Annotated in this window: 15 protein-coding genes; all 15 read right to left on the bottom strand. The window is 67.6% G+C overall.

Annotated features, from left to right (window positions below):
* Positions 1 to 230: 230 nt before the first annotated feature.
* The 15 genes from DTA15_RS18550 to rsmH all read right to left on the bottom strand — a co-directional run bounded on the left by DTA15_RS18550 (position 231) and on the right by rsmH (position 17,779).
* On the bottom strand, positions 231 to 737 hold the full coding sequence (locus DTA15_RS18550) for a peroxiredoxin (protein WP_012492974.1): 507 nt from the start codon (positions 735 to 737) through the stop codon (positions 231 to 233).
* A gap of 197 nt (positions 738 to 934) precedes the next feature.
* Positions 935 to 2,131: a cell division protein FtsZ gene (gene ftsZ / locus DTA15_RS18545; RefSeq protein ID WP_006487140.1), complete on the bottom strand. Its 1,197-nt coding sequence runs from the start codon at positions 2,129 to 2,131 to the stop codon at positions 935 to 937.
* 112 nt (positions 2,132 to 2,243) lie between these two features.
* Positions 2,244 to 3,476, bottom strand: coding sequence for a cell division protein FtsA (gene ftsA, locus DTA15_RS18535; RefSeq protein WP_006487138.1), 1,233 nt, complete (start codon positions 3,474 to 3,476; stop codon positions 2,244 to 2,246).
* Between the two features lie 26 nt (positions 3,477 to 3,502).
* Complete coding sequence (locus DTA15_RS18530) at positions 3,503 to 4,255, bottom strand: cell division protein FtsQ/DivIB (RefSeq protein ID WP_006477014.1); 753 nt, start codon at positions 4,253 to 4,255, stop codon at positions 3,503 to 3,505.
* 19 nt (positions 4,256 to 4,274) lie between these two features.
* On the bottom strand, positions 4,275 to 5,216 hold the full coding sequence (locus DTA15_RS18525; RefSeq protein ID WP_006487105.1) for a D-alanine--D-alanine ligase: 942 nt from the start codon (positions 5,214 to 5,216) through the stop codon (positions 4,275 to 4,277).
* A gap of 1 nt (position 5,217) precedes the next feature.
* The gene (murC, locus tag DTA15_RS18520) at positions 5,218 to 6,615 is read right to left on the bottom strand and encodes a UDP-N-acetylmuramate--L-alanine ligase (protein WP_006487095.1); all 1,398 of its coding nucleotides are present in this window, start codon (positions 6,613 to 6,615) and stop codon (positions 5,218 to 5,220) included.
* Positions 6,612 to 7,715 carry an undecaprenyldiphospho-muramoylpentapeptide beta-N-acetylglucosaminyltransferase gene (gene murG, locus DTA15_RS18515; RefSeq protein ID WP_006487111.1) on the bottom strand — a complete coding sequence of 368 codons (1,104 nt, stop codon included), beginning with the start codon at positions 7,713 to 7,715 and terminating at the stop codon, positions 6,612 to 6,614. Before murG ends, murC begins: the two co-directional genes overlap by 4 nt.
* Positions 7,712 to 8,995, bottom strand: a complete 1,284-nt coding sequence (gene ftsW, locus DTA15_RS18510) for a putative lipid II flippase FtsW (protein WP_006487115.1) — start codon at positions 8,993 to 8,995, stop codon at positions 7,712 to 7,714. Before ftsW ends, murG begins: the two co-directional genes overlap by 4 nt.
* The gene (gene murD / locus DTA15_RS18505) at positions 8,992 to 10,503 is read right to left on the bottom strand and encodes a UDP-N-acetylmuramoyl-L-alanine--D-glutamate ligase (protein WP_006487155.1); all 1,512 of its coding nucleotides are present in this window, start codon (positions 10,501 to 10,503) and stop codon (positions 8,992 to 8,994) included. Before murD ends, ftsW begins: the two co-directional genes overlap by 4 nt.
* Positions 10,504 to 10,531: 28 nt before the next feature.
* Positions 10,532 to 11,701, bottom strand: a complete 1,170-nt coding sequence (mraY, locus tag DTA15_RS18500) for a phospho-N-acetylmuramoyl-pentapeptide-transferase (protein ID WP_006477019.1) — start codon at positions 11,699 to 11,701, stop codon at positions 10,532 to 10,534.
* Between the two features lie 16 nt (positions 11,702 to 11,717).
* Entirely contained in the window at positions 11,718 to 13,124 is a 1,407-nt protein-coding gene (locus DTA15_RS18495) for a UDP-N-acetylmuramoyl-tripeptide--D-alanyl-D-alanine ligase (RefSeq protein ID WP_006487084.1), read from the bottom strand.
* Positions 13,121 to 14,659, bottom strand: a complete 1,539-nt coding sequence (locus DTA15_RS18490) for a UDP-N-acetylmuramoyl-L-alanyl-D-glutamate--2,6-diaminopimelate ligase (protein ID WP_006487098.1) — start codon at positions 14,657 to 14,659, stop codon at positions 13,121 to 13,123. The genes DTA15_RS18495 and DTA15_RS18490 overlap by 4 nt, the downstream gene beginning before the upstream one ends.
* Positions 14,656 to 16,503: a peptidoglycan D,D-transpeptidase FtsI family protein gene (locus DTA15_RS18485; RefSeq protein ID WP_006487157.1), complete on the bottom strand. Its 1,848-nt coding sequence runs from the start codon at positions 16,501 to 16,503 to the stop codon at positions 14,656 to 14,658. The genes DTA15_RS18490 and DTA15_RS18485 overlap by 4 nt, the downstream gene beginning before the upstream one ends.
* Positions 16,500 to 16,841 carry a cell division protein FtsL gene (gene ftsL, locus DTA15_RS18480; RefSeq protein ID WP_006487110.1) on the bottom strand — a complete coding sequence of 114 codons (342 nt, stop codon included), beginning with the start codon at positions 16,839 to 16,841 and terminating at the stop codon, positions 16,500 to 16,502. The genes DTA15_RS18485 and ftsL overlap by 4 nt, the downstream gene beginning before the upstream one ends.
* Positions 16,838 to 17,779: a 16S rRNA (cytosine(1402)-N(4))-methyltransferase RsmH gene (rsmH, locus tag DTA15_RS18475; protein WP_006487159.1), complete on the bottom strand. Its 942-nt coding sequence runs from the start codon at positions 17,777 to 17,779 to the stop codon at positions 16,838 to 16,840. Before rsmH ends, ftsL begins: the two co-directional genes overlap by 4 nt.
* Between the last annotated feature and the right edge of the window lie 7 nt (positions 17,780 to 17,786).

Below are 17,786 nucleotides of genomic sequence, written 5' to 3'. Positions count from 1 at the left end.
GTCTTGATTGAAGATATCAATCAGGAGTTATATTCGATAGGCGGGATTATAGCGTAATTCCCTATTCAACGCTGTCTGAAACTGCGTATCAATCTGTTTCGACAGTTTACCCGTGCCGATACGGGACGGGCCGATGCCCGGAACGGAGGCGTTTCCGGTCATCAGCCCGTGTTACAACTGCCCTGAGGCCGGTGAGCAGCGTTGCCGCAAGGCAACGGCGCACCGCACGATCAGGACGTCAACGTCGCAAGAACACTCGCCGCATCGCTCACTTCGAATTTGCCCGGCGCCTCGACGGCCAGCGTCTTGACCACACCGCCGTCAATCACCATCGCGTAGCGCAGGGAACGAATTCCCATGCCACGCGCGGACAAATCCTGCGTCAGCCCCAGCGCATGAGTGAAAGCCGCGCTGCCGTCCGCCATCATGCGCACCTTGCCCGCGGTGTGCAGATCACGTCCCCATGCGCCCATCACGAATGCGTCGTTGACGGACACGCACCAGATCTCGTCGATCCCCGCCGCGCGCAATTGCTCGGCGTGTTCGACGTAGCCCGGCACATGCTGCGCCGAGCAGGTCGGCGTGAAAGCGCCCGGCAATCCGAAGATCACCACCCGCTTTCCCGCCACCTGGTCGCGCACGCTGCAGGCGTTCGGCCCCAGCGTGCACCCTTCGCGCGCGTCGTCGATGAACTCGAACAATTGCGCGTCGGGCAGCGCGTCGCCCACTTGAATCATGGCTGGTCCCTCATAGCGATACGGTTTTTCAGCGTGTTGCGGACAGCCCGGCCCATCCCGCTTCGCTTGAGCGAAGAGGGCACCTTTCCCGGCCCGGCGTCGCATCCGACGCGGCCTGTCTGGGTCCGTAGCATCCGTCACGCCGGCGATACCGCGGCGATCTCAACGACTGCGCCGCGGCTTCGCCTGTGTTTGCGTCAGTCAGCCTGCTTGCGCAGGAAAGCCGGGATGTCGTACGTGTCGACACCCTTCTCCTGCAGCGCCTGCACGTGCGATGCCGCGGTTTCGCGCGAATTGCGCCACACCGCCGGCGTATCGAGCGCGCCGTAGTCGGCCGTGCTGACGTGCTGCGCCGGCGCGTAGCCGTGCGACACCGCGCTGACCGGCTGGTTGTCCGTACCCGTGCGCAGCAGCGTCATCGGTGCCGACTGCTGCTTCTTCGCCGCACGGCCCAGACCCGTCGCCACGACCGTCACGCGCAGTGCATCGCCCATCGCGTCGTCGTACACCGCACCGAAGATCACCGTCGCATCTTCCGCCGCGTAGCTCTTGATCGTGTTCATCACTTCGCGCGTTTCCGACAGACGCAGCGAACGGCTCGACGTGATGTTGACCAGCACGCCGCGCGCGCCCGACAGATCGACGCCTTCGAGCAGCGGGCTCGCCACGGCCTGTTCCGCCGCGAGGCGCGCGCGATCGACGCCGGCGACCGTCGCCGTGCCCATCATCGCCTTGCCCTGCTCGCCCATCACCGTCTTCACGTCTTCGAAGTCGACGTTCACGAGGCCGTCGACGTTGATGATTTCCGCGATGCCTGCCACCGCGTTGTTCAACACGTCGTCCGCGCACTGGAAGCACTTGTCCATCTCGGCGTCGTCGCCCATCACGTCGAACAGCTTGTCGTTCAGCACGACGATCAGCGAGTCGACGTGATCCTCCAGTTGCTGCGAGCCTGCTTCGGCGACGCGCATGCGCTTGCCGCCTTCGAACTCGAACGGCTTGCTGACGACACCGACCGTCAGAATGCCCATCTCCTTCGCGATCTGCGCGACCACCGGCGCCGCGCCCGTACCCGTGCCACCGCCCATGCCGGCCGTGATGAACACCATGTGCGCGCCGCGCAGTGCGTCGGCGATGCGCTCACGCGCTTCTTCCGCCGCCGCACGACCCATTTCCGGCTTCGCACCGGCGCCCAGACCCGTGTTGCCGAGCTGGATCACCGACGATGCGCGCGAACGCGACAGCGCCTGGGCGTCCGTGTTCATCACGATGAAGTCGACGCCCTGCACGCCGCGGTTGATCATGTGCTGGACGGCATTGCCGCCAGCGCCGCCAACGCCGACCACCTTGATGATGGTGCCGTTGGTCTCGGTTTCCAGCATTTCGAATTCCATTGTTGCCTCCGTCAAGAGAATGACTGCTACTCGGCCGTTATTCGGCAGGAGATCGGGCAACCCCCTGTCGCGCGCCAGCCGCCGGCACCAGCGCGAATTTCGATTCGGTTTGTCAGAAGTTGCTCAGGAACCATTCCTTCATCCGCGAGAACACCTGCCCCGCGTTGCCGGACTGCACGGCGACCTTGCGGCCGCGCATGCGCTGCGCACTGCCTTCGACGAGCAGCCCCATCGCCGTCGAGTAGCGCGGATTGCGCACGACGTCGGACAGGCCGCCTGCGTATTCCGGCGCGCCGATGCGCACCGGTTTCAGGAAAATGTCTTCGCCGAGCTCGACCATGCCCGGCATCATCGAGGCACCGCCGGTAATGACCACGCCGGAGCTCAGGAGTTCTTCATAACCGGACTCGCGCACGACCTGCTGCACGAGCGAGAACAGTTCCTCGACGCGCGGCTCGATCACCGCCGCGAGCGCCTGGCGCGACAGCGTGCGCGGGCCGCGTTCGCCGAGGCCCGGCACTTCGACCATTTCGTCCGGATCGGCGAGCGCCTGCTTCGCGATCCCGTAGCCGACCTTGATGTCTTCCGCGTCCGGCGTCGGCGTGCGCAGCGCCATCGCGATGTCGCTCGTGATCTGGTCGCCGGCGATCGGGATCACGGCCGTATGACGGATCGCGCCTTCGGCGAAGATCGCGATGTCCGTCGTGCCGCCGCCGATGTCGACCAGCACCACGCCGAGATCCTTCTCGTCTTCCGTCAGCACCGCCAGCGACGACGCGAGCGGCTGCAGGATCAGGTCGTTCACTTCCAGCCCGCAGCGGCGCACGCACTTGACGATGTTCTGCGCGGCGCTCACCGCGCCCGTCACGATGTGCACCTTCACTTCCAGCCGGATGCCGCTCATCCCGATCGGCTCGCGCACGTCTTCCTGGCCGTCGATGATGAATTCCTGCGTGAGGATGTGCAGCACCTGCTGGTCGGTCGGGATGTTGATCGCCTTCGCGGTCTCGATCACGCGCGCGACGTCCGTCTGCGTGACTTCCTTGTCCTTGATCGCGACCATCCCGCTCGAGTTGAAGCTGCGGATGTGGCTGCCCGCGATCCCCGTAAACACGTTGGTGATCTTGCAGTCGGCCATCAGCTCGGCTTCCTCAAGCGCGCGCTGGATCGACTGCACGGTGGCCTCGATGTTGACCACCACACCTTTCTTCAGACCCTTCGACTCGCTCTGGCCGAGACCGATCACCTCGTAGTGACCCTCGCCCTTCAGCTCGGCGACGATGGCCACCACCTTCGACGTGCCGATGTCGAGGGAAACCAGCAGATCCTTGTAGTCTTTGCTCATAAAGTGCTCTTGCGTGTGATCTCTCGTTACTTCTTGCGCTTGTCGGTATCGGTCAGGAACCGCATGCCTGCCGCGCGAATCGCGAATCCGTTCGGATAACGCAGGTCCGCGTACTCGATGTCGTTGCCCCAACGCTCCGTGACGGCCGGCCACGCGGCGACCAGGCGCTGGCTCCGGTCATGCAGCGTGTCGCTGTTGCGTTCCTTGCCCAGTTCCACCTGCATGCCGTTCGACAGCTTCACCGTCCACGCGTACCGCGCCGACAGCGTCACTTCTTCCGGCGCCGCCTTCAGCGGCGCAAACCATTTCCCGAAGTCGCGATACCGCGTGACGACTTCCTTCGCGCTGCCTTCCGGGCCGTCGAACGCCGGCAGTTCCTGCTCCAGCTCGCCCTGGTTCGCGGTGAACAGCTCGCCGTCGACGCTCACCAGCTGATCGCTGCCCCAGGTCCCGAGCGGTTTGTACTCCTCGAGCGTGACAGCCAGCGCATTCGGCCACACCCGGCGCACGCTCGCGTGACGCACCCACGGCATCTGCTCGAACGCCGCGCGCGCCGTATCGAGATCGACCGTGAAGAAATTGCCCTTCAGCCGGCCGACCACGCCCGCGCGCACCGTCGGCGAGTTGATGTGCTCGGTATCGCCGTCGATCCGGATTTCCCGCAGCGCGAACGTCGGGCGCTGGATCAGCCAGTAGCAGCCGGCCGCCGCCAACACGAGCAGCAGCAGCGCGTACAGCGCGCTGGCGGCAAGGTTGAGTTGGCGAACGTTGTTCCACATACGTCGTTCCGTTCCTGCGTCAGTCGTTGAGCGTGAGCGACAGCACCTTCACGACCAGCTCCGAATAGCTGATGCCGACCGCGCGCGCGGCCTTCGGCGGCAGCGAGTGGTCGGTCATCCCGGGGGCCGTGTTCACTTCCAGGAAATACGCATTGCCGGCCGCGTCGAGCATGAAATCCGCGCGGCCCCAGTCGGTGCAGCCGAGCACGTCGAACGCGCGGCGCGCGATGCGCTTCAGTTCCGCTTCCTGTTGCGCCGGCAGGCCGCACGGGATCAGGTATTGCGTATCGTCGGCGACGTACTTCGCGTGGTAGTCGTAGAACTCGCCCGCCGGCACGATCTTGATCAGCGGCAGATCGAGATCGCCGGCGATGCACGCGGTGTATTCGCCGCCGCCTTCGATGCTCTTCTCGACGATCACGATCTTGTCGTGCGTCGCGGCTTCCTCGAGCGCGGCCGGCAGCGCGTCGGCCGTCTTCACCTTCAGCACCGCGACGCTCGAGCCCTCGCTCGCCGGCTTCACGAACAGCGGCAGACCGAGCTTCGCGACGATGTCGGTCGCGCGCGCGGCCAGGTCGTCGCCGCGCATCACCGTCTCGAACGGCGGCGTCGGCACGCCCGTCTGCTGCCACACGAGCTTCGTGCGGAACTTGTCGAGGCCGAGCGCCGACCCGAGCACGCCGCTACCCGTGTAGCGGATCCCGTAGAAATCGAGCGCGCCCTGGATCTGGCCGTTCTCGCCGTAGCCACCGTGCAGCGCGTTGAACGCGCGCACGAAGCCTTCGTCCTTCAGCGCCGACAGCGGCCGCTCGGCCGGGTCGAACGGATGCGCGTCGACGCCCGCGTCACGCAGGCCCTGCAGCACGAGGCGGCCCGAGGTGAGCGACACCTCGCGCTCGGCGGATTCCCCGCCGAACAACACTGCCACCTTGCCGAAACGTTTCGGATCGATCCCGCTCATGTCATGCCTTCTGTTGAATGTGTTGCACGAGCTTCGCCGGCACGCCGCCGATCGAACCCGCTCCCATCGTGATCACCACGTCGCCGTTCCGGGCGACCTTCGCCAATGCGTCCGGCACGTCGTCGACCGTCGCGACGAACACCGGGTCAACCTTGCCCGCCGCGCGCAGCGCGCGCGACAATGCGTCGCCGCTGGCCGTCGGGATCGCGGCCTCGCCGGCCGCATAAACTTCGGTCAGCACCAGCGCATCGACGGTCGACAGCACGTTGACGAAATCGTCGAAGCAGTCGCGTGTGCGCGTATAGCGGTGCGGCTGGAACGCCAGCACGAGGCGGCGGCCCGGGAACGCTCCGCGCGCGGCCGCGATCGTCGCCGCCATCTCGACCGGGTGATGGCCGTAGTCGTCGATCAGCGTGTACTGGCCGCCGTCCGCGCTCGGCACCTCGCCGTAGCGCTGGAAGCGCCGGCCGACACCGTTGAACTCCGCCAGCGCCAGCTGGATCGCGTCGTCCGACACGCCGAGATCGGTCGCGATCGCGATCGCCGCGAGCGCGTTCTGCACGTTGTGCAGGCCCGGCATGTTCAGCACCACCGCGAGCGGCGCGCGCCCTTCGCGGATCACCGTGAAATGCATCCGGCCGTCGCGCGCGTCGATGTCTTCCGCGCGCACCTGCGCGTCCGGCGACAGGCCGTAGCGCACGACCGGCTTCGAGATGAACGGGATGATCTGCCGCACGTTCGGATCGTCGACGCACACCACCGCGCTGCCGTAGAACGGCAGGCGCTGCGTGAATTCGATGAACGCCTGCTTGAGCCGCGCGAAATCGTGGCCGTAGGTGTCCATGTGGTCGGCATCGATGTTCGTGATGACTTCGATCACCGGATACAGGTTCAGGAACGACGCATCCGACTCGTCGGCCTCGGCGACGATGAAGTCGCCCGTGCCGAGCCGCGCGTTCGCGCCGGCGCTGATCAGCCGGCCGCCGATCACGAAGGTCGGGTCCAGCCCGCCCGCCGCGAGCACGCTCGCGACGAGGCTCGTCGTCGTGGTCTTGCCGTGCGTGCCGGCGATCGCGATTCCCTGCTTCAGGCGCATCAGCTCCGCCAGCATCACCGCGCGCTGCACGATCGGCACGCGCTTCGCGCGCGCGGCCAGCACTTCCGGGTTGTCGGAGCGCACGGCCGTCGACACGACGACCGCGTTCGCGCCCTCGATGTTCGCCGCGTCGTGACCGATCGCGATCCGCGCGCCCAGCGCTTCGAGCCGGTCGGTCACCGCATTGCGCGACAGGTCCGAGCCGCTGACCGCGTAGCCGAGGTTGGCCAGCACTTCGGCGATGCCGCTCATCCCCGCGCCGCCGATCCCGACGAAATGAATGTGTTTGACGATGTGTTTCATTGCAGTTGTTCCAGGTTCGCGCCGGCCGCCTTCGCGCAGACGCGCGCGACTTCGTCGGTAGCCTCGGGCTTCGCGAGCGAGCGCGAACGTTCCGCCATGTCCGCGAGCGAGGCCCGCGACTGGCCGCGCAGCCAGTCGGCGAGCAGTTCCGCCGACAGGTCGCGTTGTTGCACCAGCACGGCCGCGCCCGCATCGGCGAGAAACGCGGCGTTGGTCGTCTGGTGATCGTCGACCGCATGCGGGAACGGCACGAACAGCGCCGCCACGCCCACCGCCGCGATCTCCGACACCGTCATCGCGCCCGACCGGCAGATCACCAGATCCGCCGCCGCATACGCGGCCGCCATGTCGTCGATGAACGGCACGAGCCGCACGTCCTCGCCGGCCGCGAAACCGGCCGCTTCGTAATTCGCCTTCAGTGCCTCGATGTGCTTCACGCCGGCCTGGTGCACGACGCGCGGACGCTCGCCCGGCGCCAGCAGCGCCAGCGCGCGCGGCACGACTTCGTTCAGCGCGGCCGCCCCGAGGCTGCCGCCGACGACCAGCACGTTCAGCGGGCCGCCGCGCGACGCATAGCGTGCCTGGGGCGGTTCCGTGTGCGCGAGTTCCGCGCGAATCGGGTTACCCGTCCATTCCGCGTGCGGCAGCGCGCCGGGGAATGCGACGAGCACGCGCTTCGCGAGTTTCGCGAGCACCTTGTTCGTGAGGCCCGCGATCGAATTCTGTTCATGCAGCACGAGCGGACGCCCCGACAGCGCGGTCATCACGCCCGCCGGAAACGTGATGTAGCCGCCCATCCCGAGCACGACGTCGGGCCGCACGCGGCGCAGCGCGCCGAGGCTCTGCCAGCATGCGCGCAGCAGGTTGACCGGCAGCGTCAGCTTGGTCTTCAGGCCCTTGCCGCGCAGCCCGCCGAACCGCACGTACTCCATCGGAATACCGTGCTTCGGCACGAGCGTCGCTTCCATCCCGGCCGGATTGCCAAGCCATACGACGCGCCAGCCCGCCGCTTCCATCCGGTGCGCGACCGCGAGCCCCGGGAACACGTGGCCCCCGGTGCCGCCTGCCATCACCATCAGCGTGCGTTGCGACGCGGTCATACCTTCCCTCCGCGCATCAGCACCCGGTTCTCGTAGTCGACCCGCAGCAACACCGCGAGCGCGACGCAGTTCAGCAGGATGCCGGAGCCGCCGTAGCTCACGAGCGGCAGCGTCAGGCCCTTGGTCGGCAGCAAGCCGAGATTCACGCCCATGTTGATGAACGTCTGCGCGCCGAACCAGATGCCGATGCCCTTCGCCATCAGGCCCGCGAACGTGCGATCGAGCGCGAGCGCCTGACGGCCGATCTCGAACGCGCGGCGCACGATCCAGTAGAACAGCAGGATCACGACCAGCACGCCGACGAAGCCGAGCTCCTCGCCGATCACCGCGAGGATGAAGTCGGTATGCGCTTCCGGCAGGTAATTCAGCTTCTCGACGCTGCCACCGAGGCCGACGCCGAACCACTCGCCGCGGCCAAACGCGATCAGCGAGTGCGTGAGCTGGTAGGCCTTGCCCTGCGCATAGCGCTCGTCCCACGGATCGAGATACGCGAAGATCCGCTCGCGACGCCACGGCGACAGCCACACGAGCATCGTGAACGTGCCGACCGCCGTCGCGACGAGGCCGCCGAACAGCTTGCCGTTCACGCCGCCGAGGAACAGCACGCCCATCGCGATCGCGGCGACCACCATGAACGCGCCCATGTCGGGCTCGAGCAGCAGCAGCGCGCCGACCAGGCCGACCGCGAACGCCATCGGCAGGAAGCCCTTCGCGAAGCTCTGCATGTATTCCTGCTTGCGCACCGTGTAGTTCGCCGCGTAGATCGTCACCGCGAGCTTCATGATTTCCGACGGCTGCATGTTGGTGATGCCGAGCGGAATCCAGCGGCGCGCACCGTTCACGCCCTTGCCGACATGCGGGATCAGCACGATCACGAGGCCGACCAGTGCGATCAGGAAAAGATGCGGCGCGTACTTGTCCCAGGTCGACACCGGCACGCGGAACGCGAGAACCGCCGCGATGAACGCGACGGTGAGCGACACGCAGTGGCGCATCAGGAACGCGTAGTCGTGATACGACGCGTATTTCGGCGAATCGGGCATCGCGATCGACGCCGAATACACCATCACGACGCCGAGCCCCAGCAGCGCGATCGCGACCCACAGCAGCGAATAGTCGAAATCGAGCATCCGCGAACGGCTCGGGCGCACGCCGTTGACGACGCTCGCGAGGCCGCCCGTCGCGGCGCGCGTGGCCGACGCGACGCGGCCGCCCGCGGCATTGCCGCCGGTGTCGCGCCGGTCGTTGAAACGGGAGACGAGGCGATCGGACCAGCTCATGGCGTCGCTCCTTTGTCGATGGCGATTTCGTCGACCGCCGCGCGGAACACTTCCGCGCGATGGGCGTAGTTCGTGAACATGTCGAGGCTCGCGCATGCAGGCGACAACAGCACCGCATCGCCCGGCTCAGCCAGGTCGGCCGCCGCGTGCACCGCGCCTTCGAGCGTCGCGTGGTCCACGAGCGGCACGCCGGTTTCGGCGAGCGTGTCGCGGATCGCCGGCGCGTCGCGGCCGATCAGCATCACCGCGCGGCACCAGCGCGCGACCGGCGCGACCAGCGGCGCGAAATCCTGCCCCTTGCCGTCGCCGCCCGCGATCAGCACGATCTTCTGCGCGAGCCCGTCGAGCGCGGCCACCGTCGCGCCGACGTTCGTGCCCTTGCTGTCGTCGACGTAGTCCACGTCGTCGATCGTCGCGATCACTTCGACGCGATGCGCTTCGCCGCGGTATTCGCGCAGTGCGTGCAGCAGCGGCGCTGCCGGCAGGTCGATCGCGCGTGCGAGCGCGAACGCGGCCAGCGCGTTCGCCGCGTTGTGCAGCCCGCGGATGCGCAGCGCGTCGGCCGGCATCAGGCGCTTTTGCGCGATGTCCGGCGTATGCGCGGCGTCGCGCTTGCGCCGGCGGGTCGTCGTCGCTTCATCCGGCGCGTCGCGATCGACGGCTTCCACCAGCCACGCGATGCCGTTGTCGCGCGACAGGCCGTAGTCGCCGTCCTGCGTCGGTTCGTTCAGACCGAACGTGACCGTGCGCGGCGCGTCGGCCGCGCCGGCGACGGGCGCGAACTTCATCACGGCCGCGTCGTCGCGGTTCAGCACGCGCGTCGTCGTCGCGCCGAAGATCCGGCCCTTCGCCTGCGCGTACGCGTCGAAGCTGCCGTGCCAGTCGAGGTGGTCCTGCGTGATGTTGAGGATCGCGGCCGCATCGGGCGCGAACGTGCGTGCCGTCTCGAGCTGGAAGCTCGACAGTTCGAGCACCCATACGTCGGGCAGCGCGGTGTCGTCGATCGCGCTCGCGAGCCGGTCGAGCATCGCCGGGCTGATGTTGCCCGCGACGGCGACCTTCTTGCCCGAACGCTGGCACAGCAGGCCCGTGAGGCTCGTCGTCGTGGTCTTGCCGTTGGTGCCAGTAATCGCGAGCACCTTCGGCTGGTAGCCGCTCGTGCCGAGCGCGCGCAGCGCCTGCGCGAAGAATTCCAGCTCGCCCCATACCGCGACACCGCGCTCGTGCGCGGCGGCGAGCAGCGCGGCGAGCGCCGGTTCGAGCGGCGACAGGCCGGGGCTCAGCCCGACGATCTCGACACCGCCATCGAGCAGCGCGGGCGTGAACGCCCCGCCGACGAATTCCGCATCGATGCCTTCGGCCTGCAGCGCGGCAAGGTGCGGCGGCGCCTCGCGGGTATCGGCAATACGCAGCCGGCACCCGTGCCTCGCGCACCATCGCGCGATCGCGAGACCCGATTCCCCGAGCCCCAGTACGAGCACCATCGGCCGTTGCCGATCTCCAAACATCTCGCCAGACATCCTTGTTACCTTTCCTTTACCGCAGCTTGAGGGTGGTCAGACCGAACAGGCACAGCATCAGCGTGATGATCCAGAAACGCACGACCACCTGCGTTTCCTTCCAGCCGGACAATTCGAAATGGTGATGCAGCGGCGCCATCTTCAGCAGGCGCCGCCCTTCGCCGTAACGCTTCTTCGTGTACTTGAACCACGACACCTGCAGCATCACCGACAGCGTTTCCGCGACGAAGATGCCGCCCATGATGAACAGCACGATTTCCTGGCGCACGATCACCGCGACCGTGCCGAGCGCGCCGCCGAGCGCCAGCGCGCCGACGTCGCCCATGAATACCTGCGCGGGGTGCGTGTTGTACCAGAGGAACGCGAGCCCGGCCCCGCCCATCGCGGAACAGAAGATCAGCAGTTCGCCCGCGCCCGGGATGTGCGGGAACAGCAGGTATTTTGAATAGACCGCGCTGCCCATCACGTACGCGAACACACCGAGCGACGCGCCCACGAGCACGACCGGCATGATCACGAGGCCGTCGAGCCCGTCGGTCAGGTTCACCGCGTTGCTCGCGCCGACGATCACGAAGTAGGTCAGCACGATGAAGCCCCACACGCCGAGCGGATAGCTGATCGACTTCAGGAACGGCAGCATCAGGTCGGCGCGCGCCGGCAGCCCCATCGACAGGCCGCTGCGCACCCACGCCATGAACAGGTCGAACACGCGCACGTTGTTCGCCTCGGACACGCTGAACGCGAGATAGACGGCCGCGAACAGCCCGATCACCGATTGCCAGAAATACTTCTCGCGCGACGACATCCCGCGCGGATCCTTGTGGACGACCTTGCGGTAATCGTCGACCCAGCCGATCACGCCGAAACCGAACGTCACGAGCATCACGATCCAGATGAAACGGTTCGTCAGGTCGCCCCACAGCAGCGTCGCGACCGCGATGCCGATCAGGATCAGCACGCCGCCCATCGTCGGCGTGCCGGACTTGACGAGGTGGGTCTGCGGGCCGTCCTTGCGCACGGCCTGCCCGACCTTCATTTGCGTCAGCTTGCGGATCACCCACGGTCCGCACACGAGCCCGATCCCCAGCGCGGTGATGGTGGCCATCACCGCACGGAACGTGAGGTACGTGAACAAGCGCAAAAAGCTTGCGTCTCCTTGCAGCCATTGCGCCAGCGCCAGCAGCATGCTTCCTTCCTTCTACTCAGTGTGCGGCGGGCACGGTGCCCGCCGCGGGTTGGTTCGTCAGCGCGTCGACCACGCGCTCCATCTTCATGTACCGCGAGCCCTTCACGAGCACCGTCGCCTGCGCGCCGTAACCGGCCGCGAGCAGCGCCGACACGAGCGCGCCGACATCGTCGAAATGGCGCGCGGTGTCGCCGTAGGCCGTGCACGCGTCGCGCGACGCGTCGCCGAGCGCGAACAGCGCGTCGATCCCGCGTTCGCGCGCGTACGCGCCGATCTCGCGGTGGAATGCCGGCCCTTCGTCGCCGACTTCGCCCATGTCGCCGATCACCAGCACACGCGGCGCCGGATGCGCGGCGAGCACGTCGATCGCCGCACGCATCGAATCGGGGTTCGCGTTGTACGTATCGTCGACGACCGTCGCGCCCGCGAGGCTGCCGACGCTCGCCGGCTTCACCTGCAGCCGGCCCTTGACCGGTTCGAACGCTTCGAGACCCTGCCGGATCGCCGACAGCGCGACGCCGGCGCCGAGCGCCGCGGCCGTCGCGGCCAGCGCGTTACGCGCGTTGTGCTCGCCGAGCGCACGCAGCCGCACCGTGACGGCGCCGGCCGGCGTGTCGATCGCGAGTTCGTCGCCGTGCATGCGACCGACGATCTGTGCGTCGTTCTGCCGTTCGGCGTCGTGCAGCGCGAAATCGAGGATCCGGTTGCCGGTTGCCGCGACGCGCCAGATGCCCGCGTACGCGTCGTCGGCCGGGAACACCGCGACGCCGTCCGGCGGCAGCGCGTGGATCACGGCCGCGTGTTCGAGCGCAACGGCTTCGACCGTCGCCATGAATTCCTGGTGCTCGCGCTGCGCGTTGTTGACGAGCGCGACCGTCGGCGCGGTGAGGCGCGCGAGGACTTCGGTTTCGCCCGGATGGTTCATGCCGATCTCGATCACCGCGAGACGATGCGCGGCCGACAGGCGCAGCAGCGTCAGCGGCAGGCCGACATCGTTGTTCAGGTTGCCGGCCGTCGCGAGCCGCGCGTCGGCACCGACCGCCGCCGCGAAGATCGACGCGATCATTTCCTTGACGGTCGTCTTGCCGTTGCTGCCCGTCACCGCGACGACCGGCAGCGGGAATCGCATCCGCCAGCCGTGCGCGAGCGCGCCGAGCGCGGCACGCGTTTCGCCGCCAGCGATCATCGGCATCGCGACGCCCGCCGGCGCGTGCGCGACGAGCGCCGCAGCGGCCCCGCGCGCGGCGACGTCGCCGAGAAAGTCGTGCGCGTCGAAGCGCTCGCCCTTCAGCGCGACGAACAGGTCGCCCGGGCCGACCGTGCGGCTATCGGTCGACACGCGGTCGAACGTGACGCCCGCGTCGCCGTGGACGGTGGCGCCGGGAATCAGGCGGGCGGCTTCGCCGAGACTGAGCATCGTCATTCGGCGCCTCCCTTGCCGTGCGTGGCGCGCGCTGCAAGCGCGAGCCGCGCGTGATCCTGGTCGGAGAAGGTGCGCTTCTTGCCCATGATTTCCTGCGTAGCCTCGTGGCCCTTGCCGGCCAGCACGACGACATCCTCGCGTGCGGCGCCGCGCACCGCCTGCAGGATCGCGCTCGCGCGATCCTCGATACGGCGTGCACGCTCGGGCGCGGTCATGCCCGCGATGACCTGGTCGATGATGTGCTGCGGATCTTCGCTGCGCGGGTTGTCGCTCGTGACGACGACTTCGTCGGCGAGCCGCTCCGCGATCGCGCCCATCAGCGGGCGCTTCGTCGCATCGCGATCGCCGCCGCAGCCGAACATGCAGACGAGCCGGCCGCCGCGCGCCGCGGCGATCGGGCGCAGCGCGTCGAGCGTCTTGTCGAGCGCGTCGGGCGTATGTGCGTAATCGATCACGACGAGCGGTTCGTCGTTCTGCAGCCGGCCGCCGAGCCGCTGCATCCGGCCATTGACCGACTCGAGCCGCTCGATCTCGGCGAGGGCCGCGTCGAACGGCACGTCGGCCGCGAGCAGCGAGCCGAGCACGGCGAGCAGATTGCTGACGTTGAACGTGCCGAGCGTGCCAACCTCGACGTCCGCGTCGCCCCACGACGAACGCAGGCGGAAGGCGGTACCCGTCGCGGTGGCGCGCACGTCGAGCGCGACCAGTTCGCGATCGGCGTCGGGCGCCGGTGCGTCGCCGATCCCGTACGCGATCGTGCGCACGCGGCCGGCCAGCTTCTCGAGCAGGCGGCGGCCAGCCGCATCGTCGCGGTTGAGCACCGCCGCGCGCAGACCGCGCCACGCGAACAGCTTCGCCTTCGCGGCCTCGTACGCGTCGAACGTGCCGTGATAGTCGAGGTGATCCTGCGTGAGGTTCGTAAACACCGCGATGTCGAACGCGGTCCCGTTCACGCGCCCCTGGTGCAGCGCATGCGACGACACTTCCATCGCCACGGCCTGCGCGCCCGCCGCACGCAATTGCGCGAGGCTGCGCTGCAGTTGCGGCGCGTCGGGCGTCGTGAAGCCGGTCGGCACGAGCTGGCCGGGCATCCCGGTGCCGAGCGTGCCGATCACCGCGCACGGCTGATGCAGCGCCGTCAGCGCGGTGGCGATCCACTGCGTGCACGACGTCTTGCCGTTCGTACCCGTGACACCGACCGCGAGCAGGCTGTCGCTCGGATCGCCGTACCAGCCGCTGGCGATCTCGCCCGCGAGCTGGTCGAGCGCCGGCACCGCGAGCGCGACGGGGACGGCCGGCGCATCGGTCAGCCCGTCCGGCTGATACAGCACGGCGGCCGCACCGCGCGCGACGGCGTCGGCCATGAAAGCGCGGTTATCCGCCCCGTCGACCGCATACGCGACGAACACGTCGCCAGCCTGGAGGCTGCGCGTGTCGGCATGCAGTTGCGCCGCGGGGGCCACATGCTGACGCAGCCACGCGAGCGCGGCTGCGATCTGCTGATGCGCCGGATGGGAACTGCGGGCGGCGCTCATCGAACTACTCCTGGTGAATTACGCGTCGTGCTGGACACGATCATATGCTTTGCGCCGCTACCCGCGGCCAGCTTTTGCGGGCCCTTGGCGGCAGGCGATTCCGGCGAATCGTCGGACACGACGAGCTGCTTGATCGGCATGTTCGGCGGCACGTTCAGCGCACGCATCGTGTCGCCGGCGATCGCGGAGAATACGGGGCCGGACACCTGGCCGCCGAAGTGGCTGCCGGCCGTCGGCTCGTCCACCGACACCGCGATCACGACGCGCGGATTCGGCATCGGCGCCATTCCGACGAACGACGCGCGGTACTTGCGCGTATAGCCGTGACCTTCGTGCTTGTACGCGGTACCGCTCTTGCCGCCGACGCGATAGCCCGGCACGGCCGCATCCGGCGACGTGCCGCCCGGCGCGACCACCGTCTCGAGCATCGCGCGCACTTCCCGCGCGGTGGTGGGGTTGAACACCTGCGTGCCGGCGATCGGCTGATTGGGGTCGGTCTTGAAAATGGTCACGGGCATCAGCTCGCCGTCGTGCGCGATCGCCGTGTACGCCCGGGCGAGCTGGAACAGCGACACCGACAGGCCGTAGCCGTACGACATCGTCGCCTGCTCGATGCGGCGCCAGCTCTTCCACGGACGCAGGCGGCCGGCCACCGCGCCGGGGAACCCGACCTTCGGCGCCTGGCCGAGGCCGATGCTCGTATACATATTCCACATTTCCTCGGGCCGCATCGTCATCGCGATCTTCGTCGCGCCGATGTTGCTCGACTTCTGGATCACGCCGCCGACCGTCAGCGTACCGAAACCCGCGTCGTCGGTGATCGGCGCGCCGTCGAGCACGAAATGCCCGTTGCCCGTCTCGACGAGCGTGTTCGGCGTCACGCGATGCAAGTCGAGCGCGAGCGATACCGTAAACGGCTTCATGATCGAGCCCGGCTCGAACACGTCGGTCATGATCCGGTTGCGCAACTGCTCGCCGGTCATGCGCGAGCGGTCGTTCGGGTTGTACGTCGGGTAGTTGACGAGCGCGAGCACTTCGCCGGTACGCACGTCGACGACCATCGCCGCGCCGGCCTTCGCCTTGAACTTCTCGACGGCGGCCTTCAGGTTCGCGTACGCGATGTACTGGATCTTGCTGTCGATCGACAGGTCGACGTCGGTGCCGTTGTGCGGCGGAATCTGCTCGGCGACATCCTCGATGATGTGCCCCATCCGGTCCTTGATCACGCGGCGCATGCCGGACGTGCCGGACAGCATCTTCTGGTCACCCAGTTCGACGCCTTCCTGCCCTTCGTCCTCGACGTTCGTGAAGCCGATCAGGTGAGCGGTGATCTCGCCTTCCGGGTAGAAGCGCTTGTATTCGTTGCGCTGATAGATGCCGGGGATGTCGAGCGCGGCGACCTTGTCGGCGACGTCGATCGGCACCTGGCGCTTCACGTAGACGAAACCCTTGTCTTCCGACAGCTTCACGCGCAGTTCCTTCGACGTCATGCCGAGGAGCTTGCCGAGCTGGTTGATCTTGTCGGCGTCGAGGTCGTCCGGCACCGCATCGGGAATCGCCCAGATCGCGCGCACGGGCAGGCTCGTCGCGAGCACGAGCCCGTTACGATCGAGGATCTTGCCGCGCGTCGCGGGCAGTTCGATCGTGCGCTGGTAGCGGCTTTCGCCCTGCTTCTGATAGAACGCGTTGCCGGGACCCTGGATCCAGAACGCCCGGGCGGCCAGCGCGACGAACGCCATGAACAGCATGAACACGACGAGCTTCGAGCGCCACATCGGCAGATGCACGCCCAGCACGGGGCTCGACGAGAACTTCACGTTCTGGCGCTTCTGGGACGGCTTCATCGCGCGCCCCCCTTGCCCTTGCCGGCCGTGTCGGCCGACGCCGGGATCGGCGCGTCGATCGCCTTCGCGGCGCCCGGCGGCAGCGTCAGGTATTGCGTGCGGCCGGTCGAGATCGGCTGCATTTTCAGCGAATCGTTCGCGAGCTGCTCGATGCGCGACGTCTTCGACAGCGCGCTCTGCTGATATTGGAGCTGCGCATAGTCCTGCTGAAGCTGGCGCTCCTGCGACTGCGCGCGCTGCAACTGAATGAAGATCTGGCGTTGCTGGTTCGTCGAGTTGACGACCGACAGCGCGCAACCCATCACGATGATCAGCAGGAAGATATTGAGGCGGCTCATGGCGTGACGCGCTCCGCAATGCGCATCACGGCCGAGCGGGCGCGCGGATTCGCGGCGACTTCCGCTTCGCTCGGAAACTGGCGGCTGATGATCTTGAGCGGCGGGCTCGGGAGGTCGACGGCGCGGATCGGCAGGCGACGATCGACCGCAGGCGCACTCGCGTGCGCCTGCATGAATCGTTTGACGATCCGGTCCTCGAGTGAATGAAAGCTGATGACCACCAGCCGCCCCCCTTGCTCCAGCAACGACAATGCCGCGTCTAGTACGACTTGCAGGTCCGCAAGCTCTTGATTGACGTGAATCCGTATAGCCTGAAAGGTGCGGGTTGCCGGATCCTTGCCCTTCTCACGGGTTTTGACGACGTGACCCACGATTTGGGCAAGCTCGCCCGTGGTGTCGAGAGGCCCAAGACGGTCGGACTCTGCCCGGCGAGCAACAAGCGCCTTTGCAATCTGAAAAGCAAACCGTTCTTCCCCATAATCCCGTATCACCTCCGTCAATTCCTGCACCGAAGCCCGCGCGAGCCATTCGGCCGCCGACTCGCCGCGCGTCGGATCCATTCGCATGTCCAGCGGACCATCGGCACGGAAACTGAAGCCGCGCGCCGGATCGTCCACCTGCGGCGAGGACACGCCCAGGTCCAGCAACACCCCCGACACCTTCTCGACGCCGCGCGCCGCAAGCGCGTCGCGCATCGAAGCAAAGCTGTCATGCACGATCGAGAAGCGCGCATCCTTGATGCCCTGCGCCGTCTCGATCGCCCTCGGATCCTTGTCGAACGCGATCAGCCGCGCGGCCGGCGCCAGCCGCGCGAGCACCGCGCGGCTATGGCCGCCGCGCCCGAACGTGCCGTCGACGTACACGCCGTCCGGTCGCGTCACGAGCGACTCGACCGCCTCATCCAACAGCACCGTCCGATGCCGCAATTCATTTCCCATCGCGGGC

The organism is Burkholderia cenocepacia, assembly GCF_900446215.1.
GTDB classification, from domain to species: domain Bacteria; phylum Pseudomonadota; class Gammaproteobacteria; order Burkholderiales; family Burkholderiaceae; genus Burkholderia; species Burkholderia cenocepacia.
The sequence above is the reverse complement of the archived record's forward strand: the minus strand, read 5'-3'. Positions and strand labels throughout refer to the sequence as shown.

Coding starts and splice junctions, on each gene's coding strand:
- DTA15_RS18530 (WP_006477014.1), bottom strand. CDS start 4,255: ATGTGGAACAACGTTCGCCAACTCAACCTTGCCGCCAGCGCGCTGTAC.
- ftsA (WP_006487138.1), bottom strand. CDS start 3,476: ATGAGCAAAGACTACAAGGATCTGCTGGTTTCCCTCGACATCGGCACG.
- ftsZ (WP_006487140.1), bottom strand. CDS start 2,131: ATGGAATTCGAAATGCTGGAAACCGAGACCAACGGCACCATCATCAAG.
- DTA15_RS18525 (WP_006487105.1), bottom strand. CDS start 5,216: ATGAGCGGGATCGATCCGAAACGTTTCGGCAAGGTGGCAGTGTTGTTC.
- DTA15_RS18495 (WP_006487084.1), bottom strand. CDS start 13,124: ATGACGATGCTCAGTCTCGGCGAAGCCGCCCGCCTGATTCCCGGCGCC.
- ftsL (WP_006487110.1), bottom strand. CDS start 16,841: ATGAGCCGCCTCAATATCTTCCTGCTGATCATCGTGATGGGTTGCGCG.
- DTA15_RS18490 (WP_006487098.1), bottom strand. CDS start 14,659: ATGAGCGCCGCCCGCAGTTCCCATCCGGCGCATCAGCAGATCGCAGCC.
- murC (WP_006487095.1), bottom strand. CDS start 6,615: ATGAAACACATCGTCAAACACATTCATTTCGTCGGGATCGGCGGCGCG.
- mraY (WP_006477019.1), bottom strand. CDS start 11,701: ATGCTGCTGGCGCTGGCGCAATGGCTGCAAGGAGACGCAAGCTTTTTG.
- rsmH (WP_006487159.1), bottom strand. CDS start 17,779: ATGGGAAATGAATTGCGGCATCGGACGGTGCTGTTGGATGAGGCGGTC.
- DTA15_RS18550 (WP_012492974.1), bottom strand. CDS start 737: ATGATTCAAGTGGGCGACGCGCTGCCCGACGCGCAATTGTTCGAGTTC.
- DTA15_RS18485 (WP_006487157.1), bottom strand. CDS start 16,503: ATGAAGCCGTCCCAGAAGCGCCAGAACGTGAAGTTCTCGTCGAGCCCC.
- murG (WP_006487111.1), bottom strand. CDS start 7,715: ATGACCGCGTCGCAACGCACGCTGATGGTGATGGCAGGCGGCACCGGG.
- murD (WP_006487155.1), bottom strand. CDS start 10,503: ATGTTTGGAGATCGGCAACGGCCGATGGTGCTCGTACTGGGGCTCGGG.
- ftsW (WP_006487115.1), bottom strand. CDS start 8,995: ATGAGCTGGTCCGATCGCCTCGTCTCCCGTTTCAACGACCGGCGCGAC.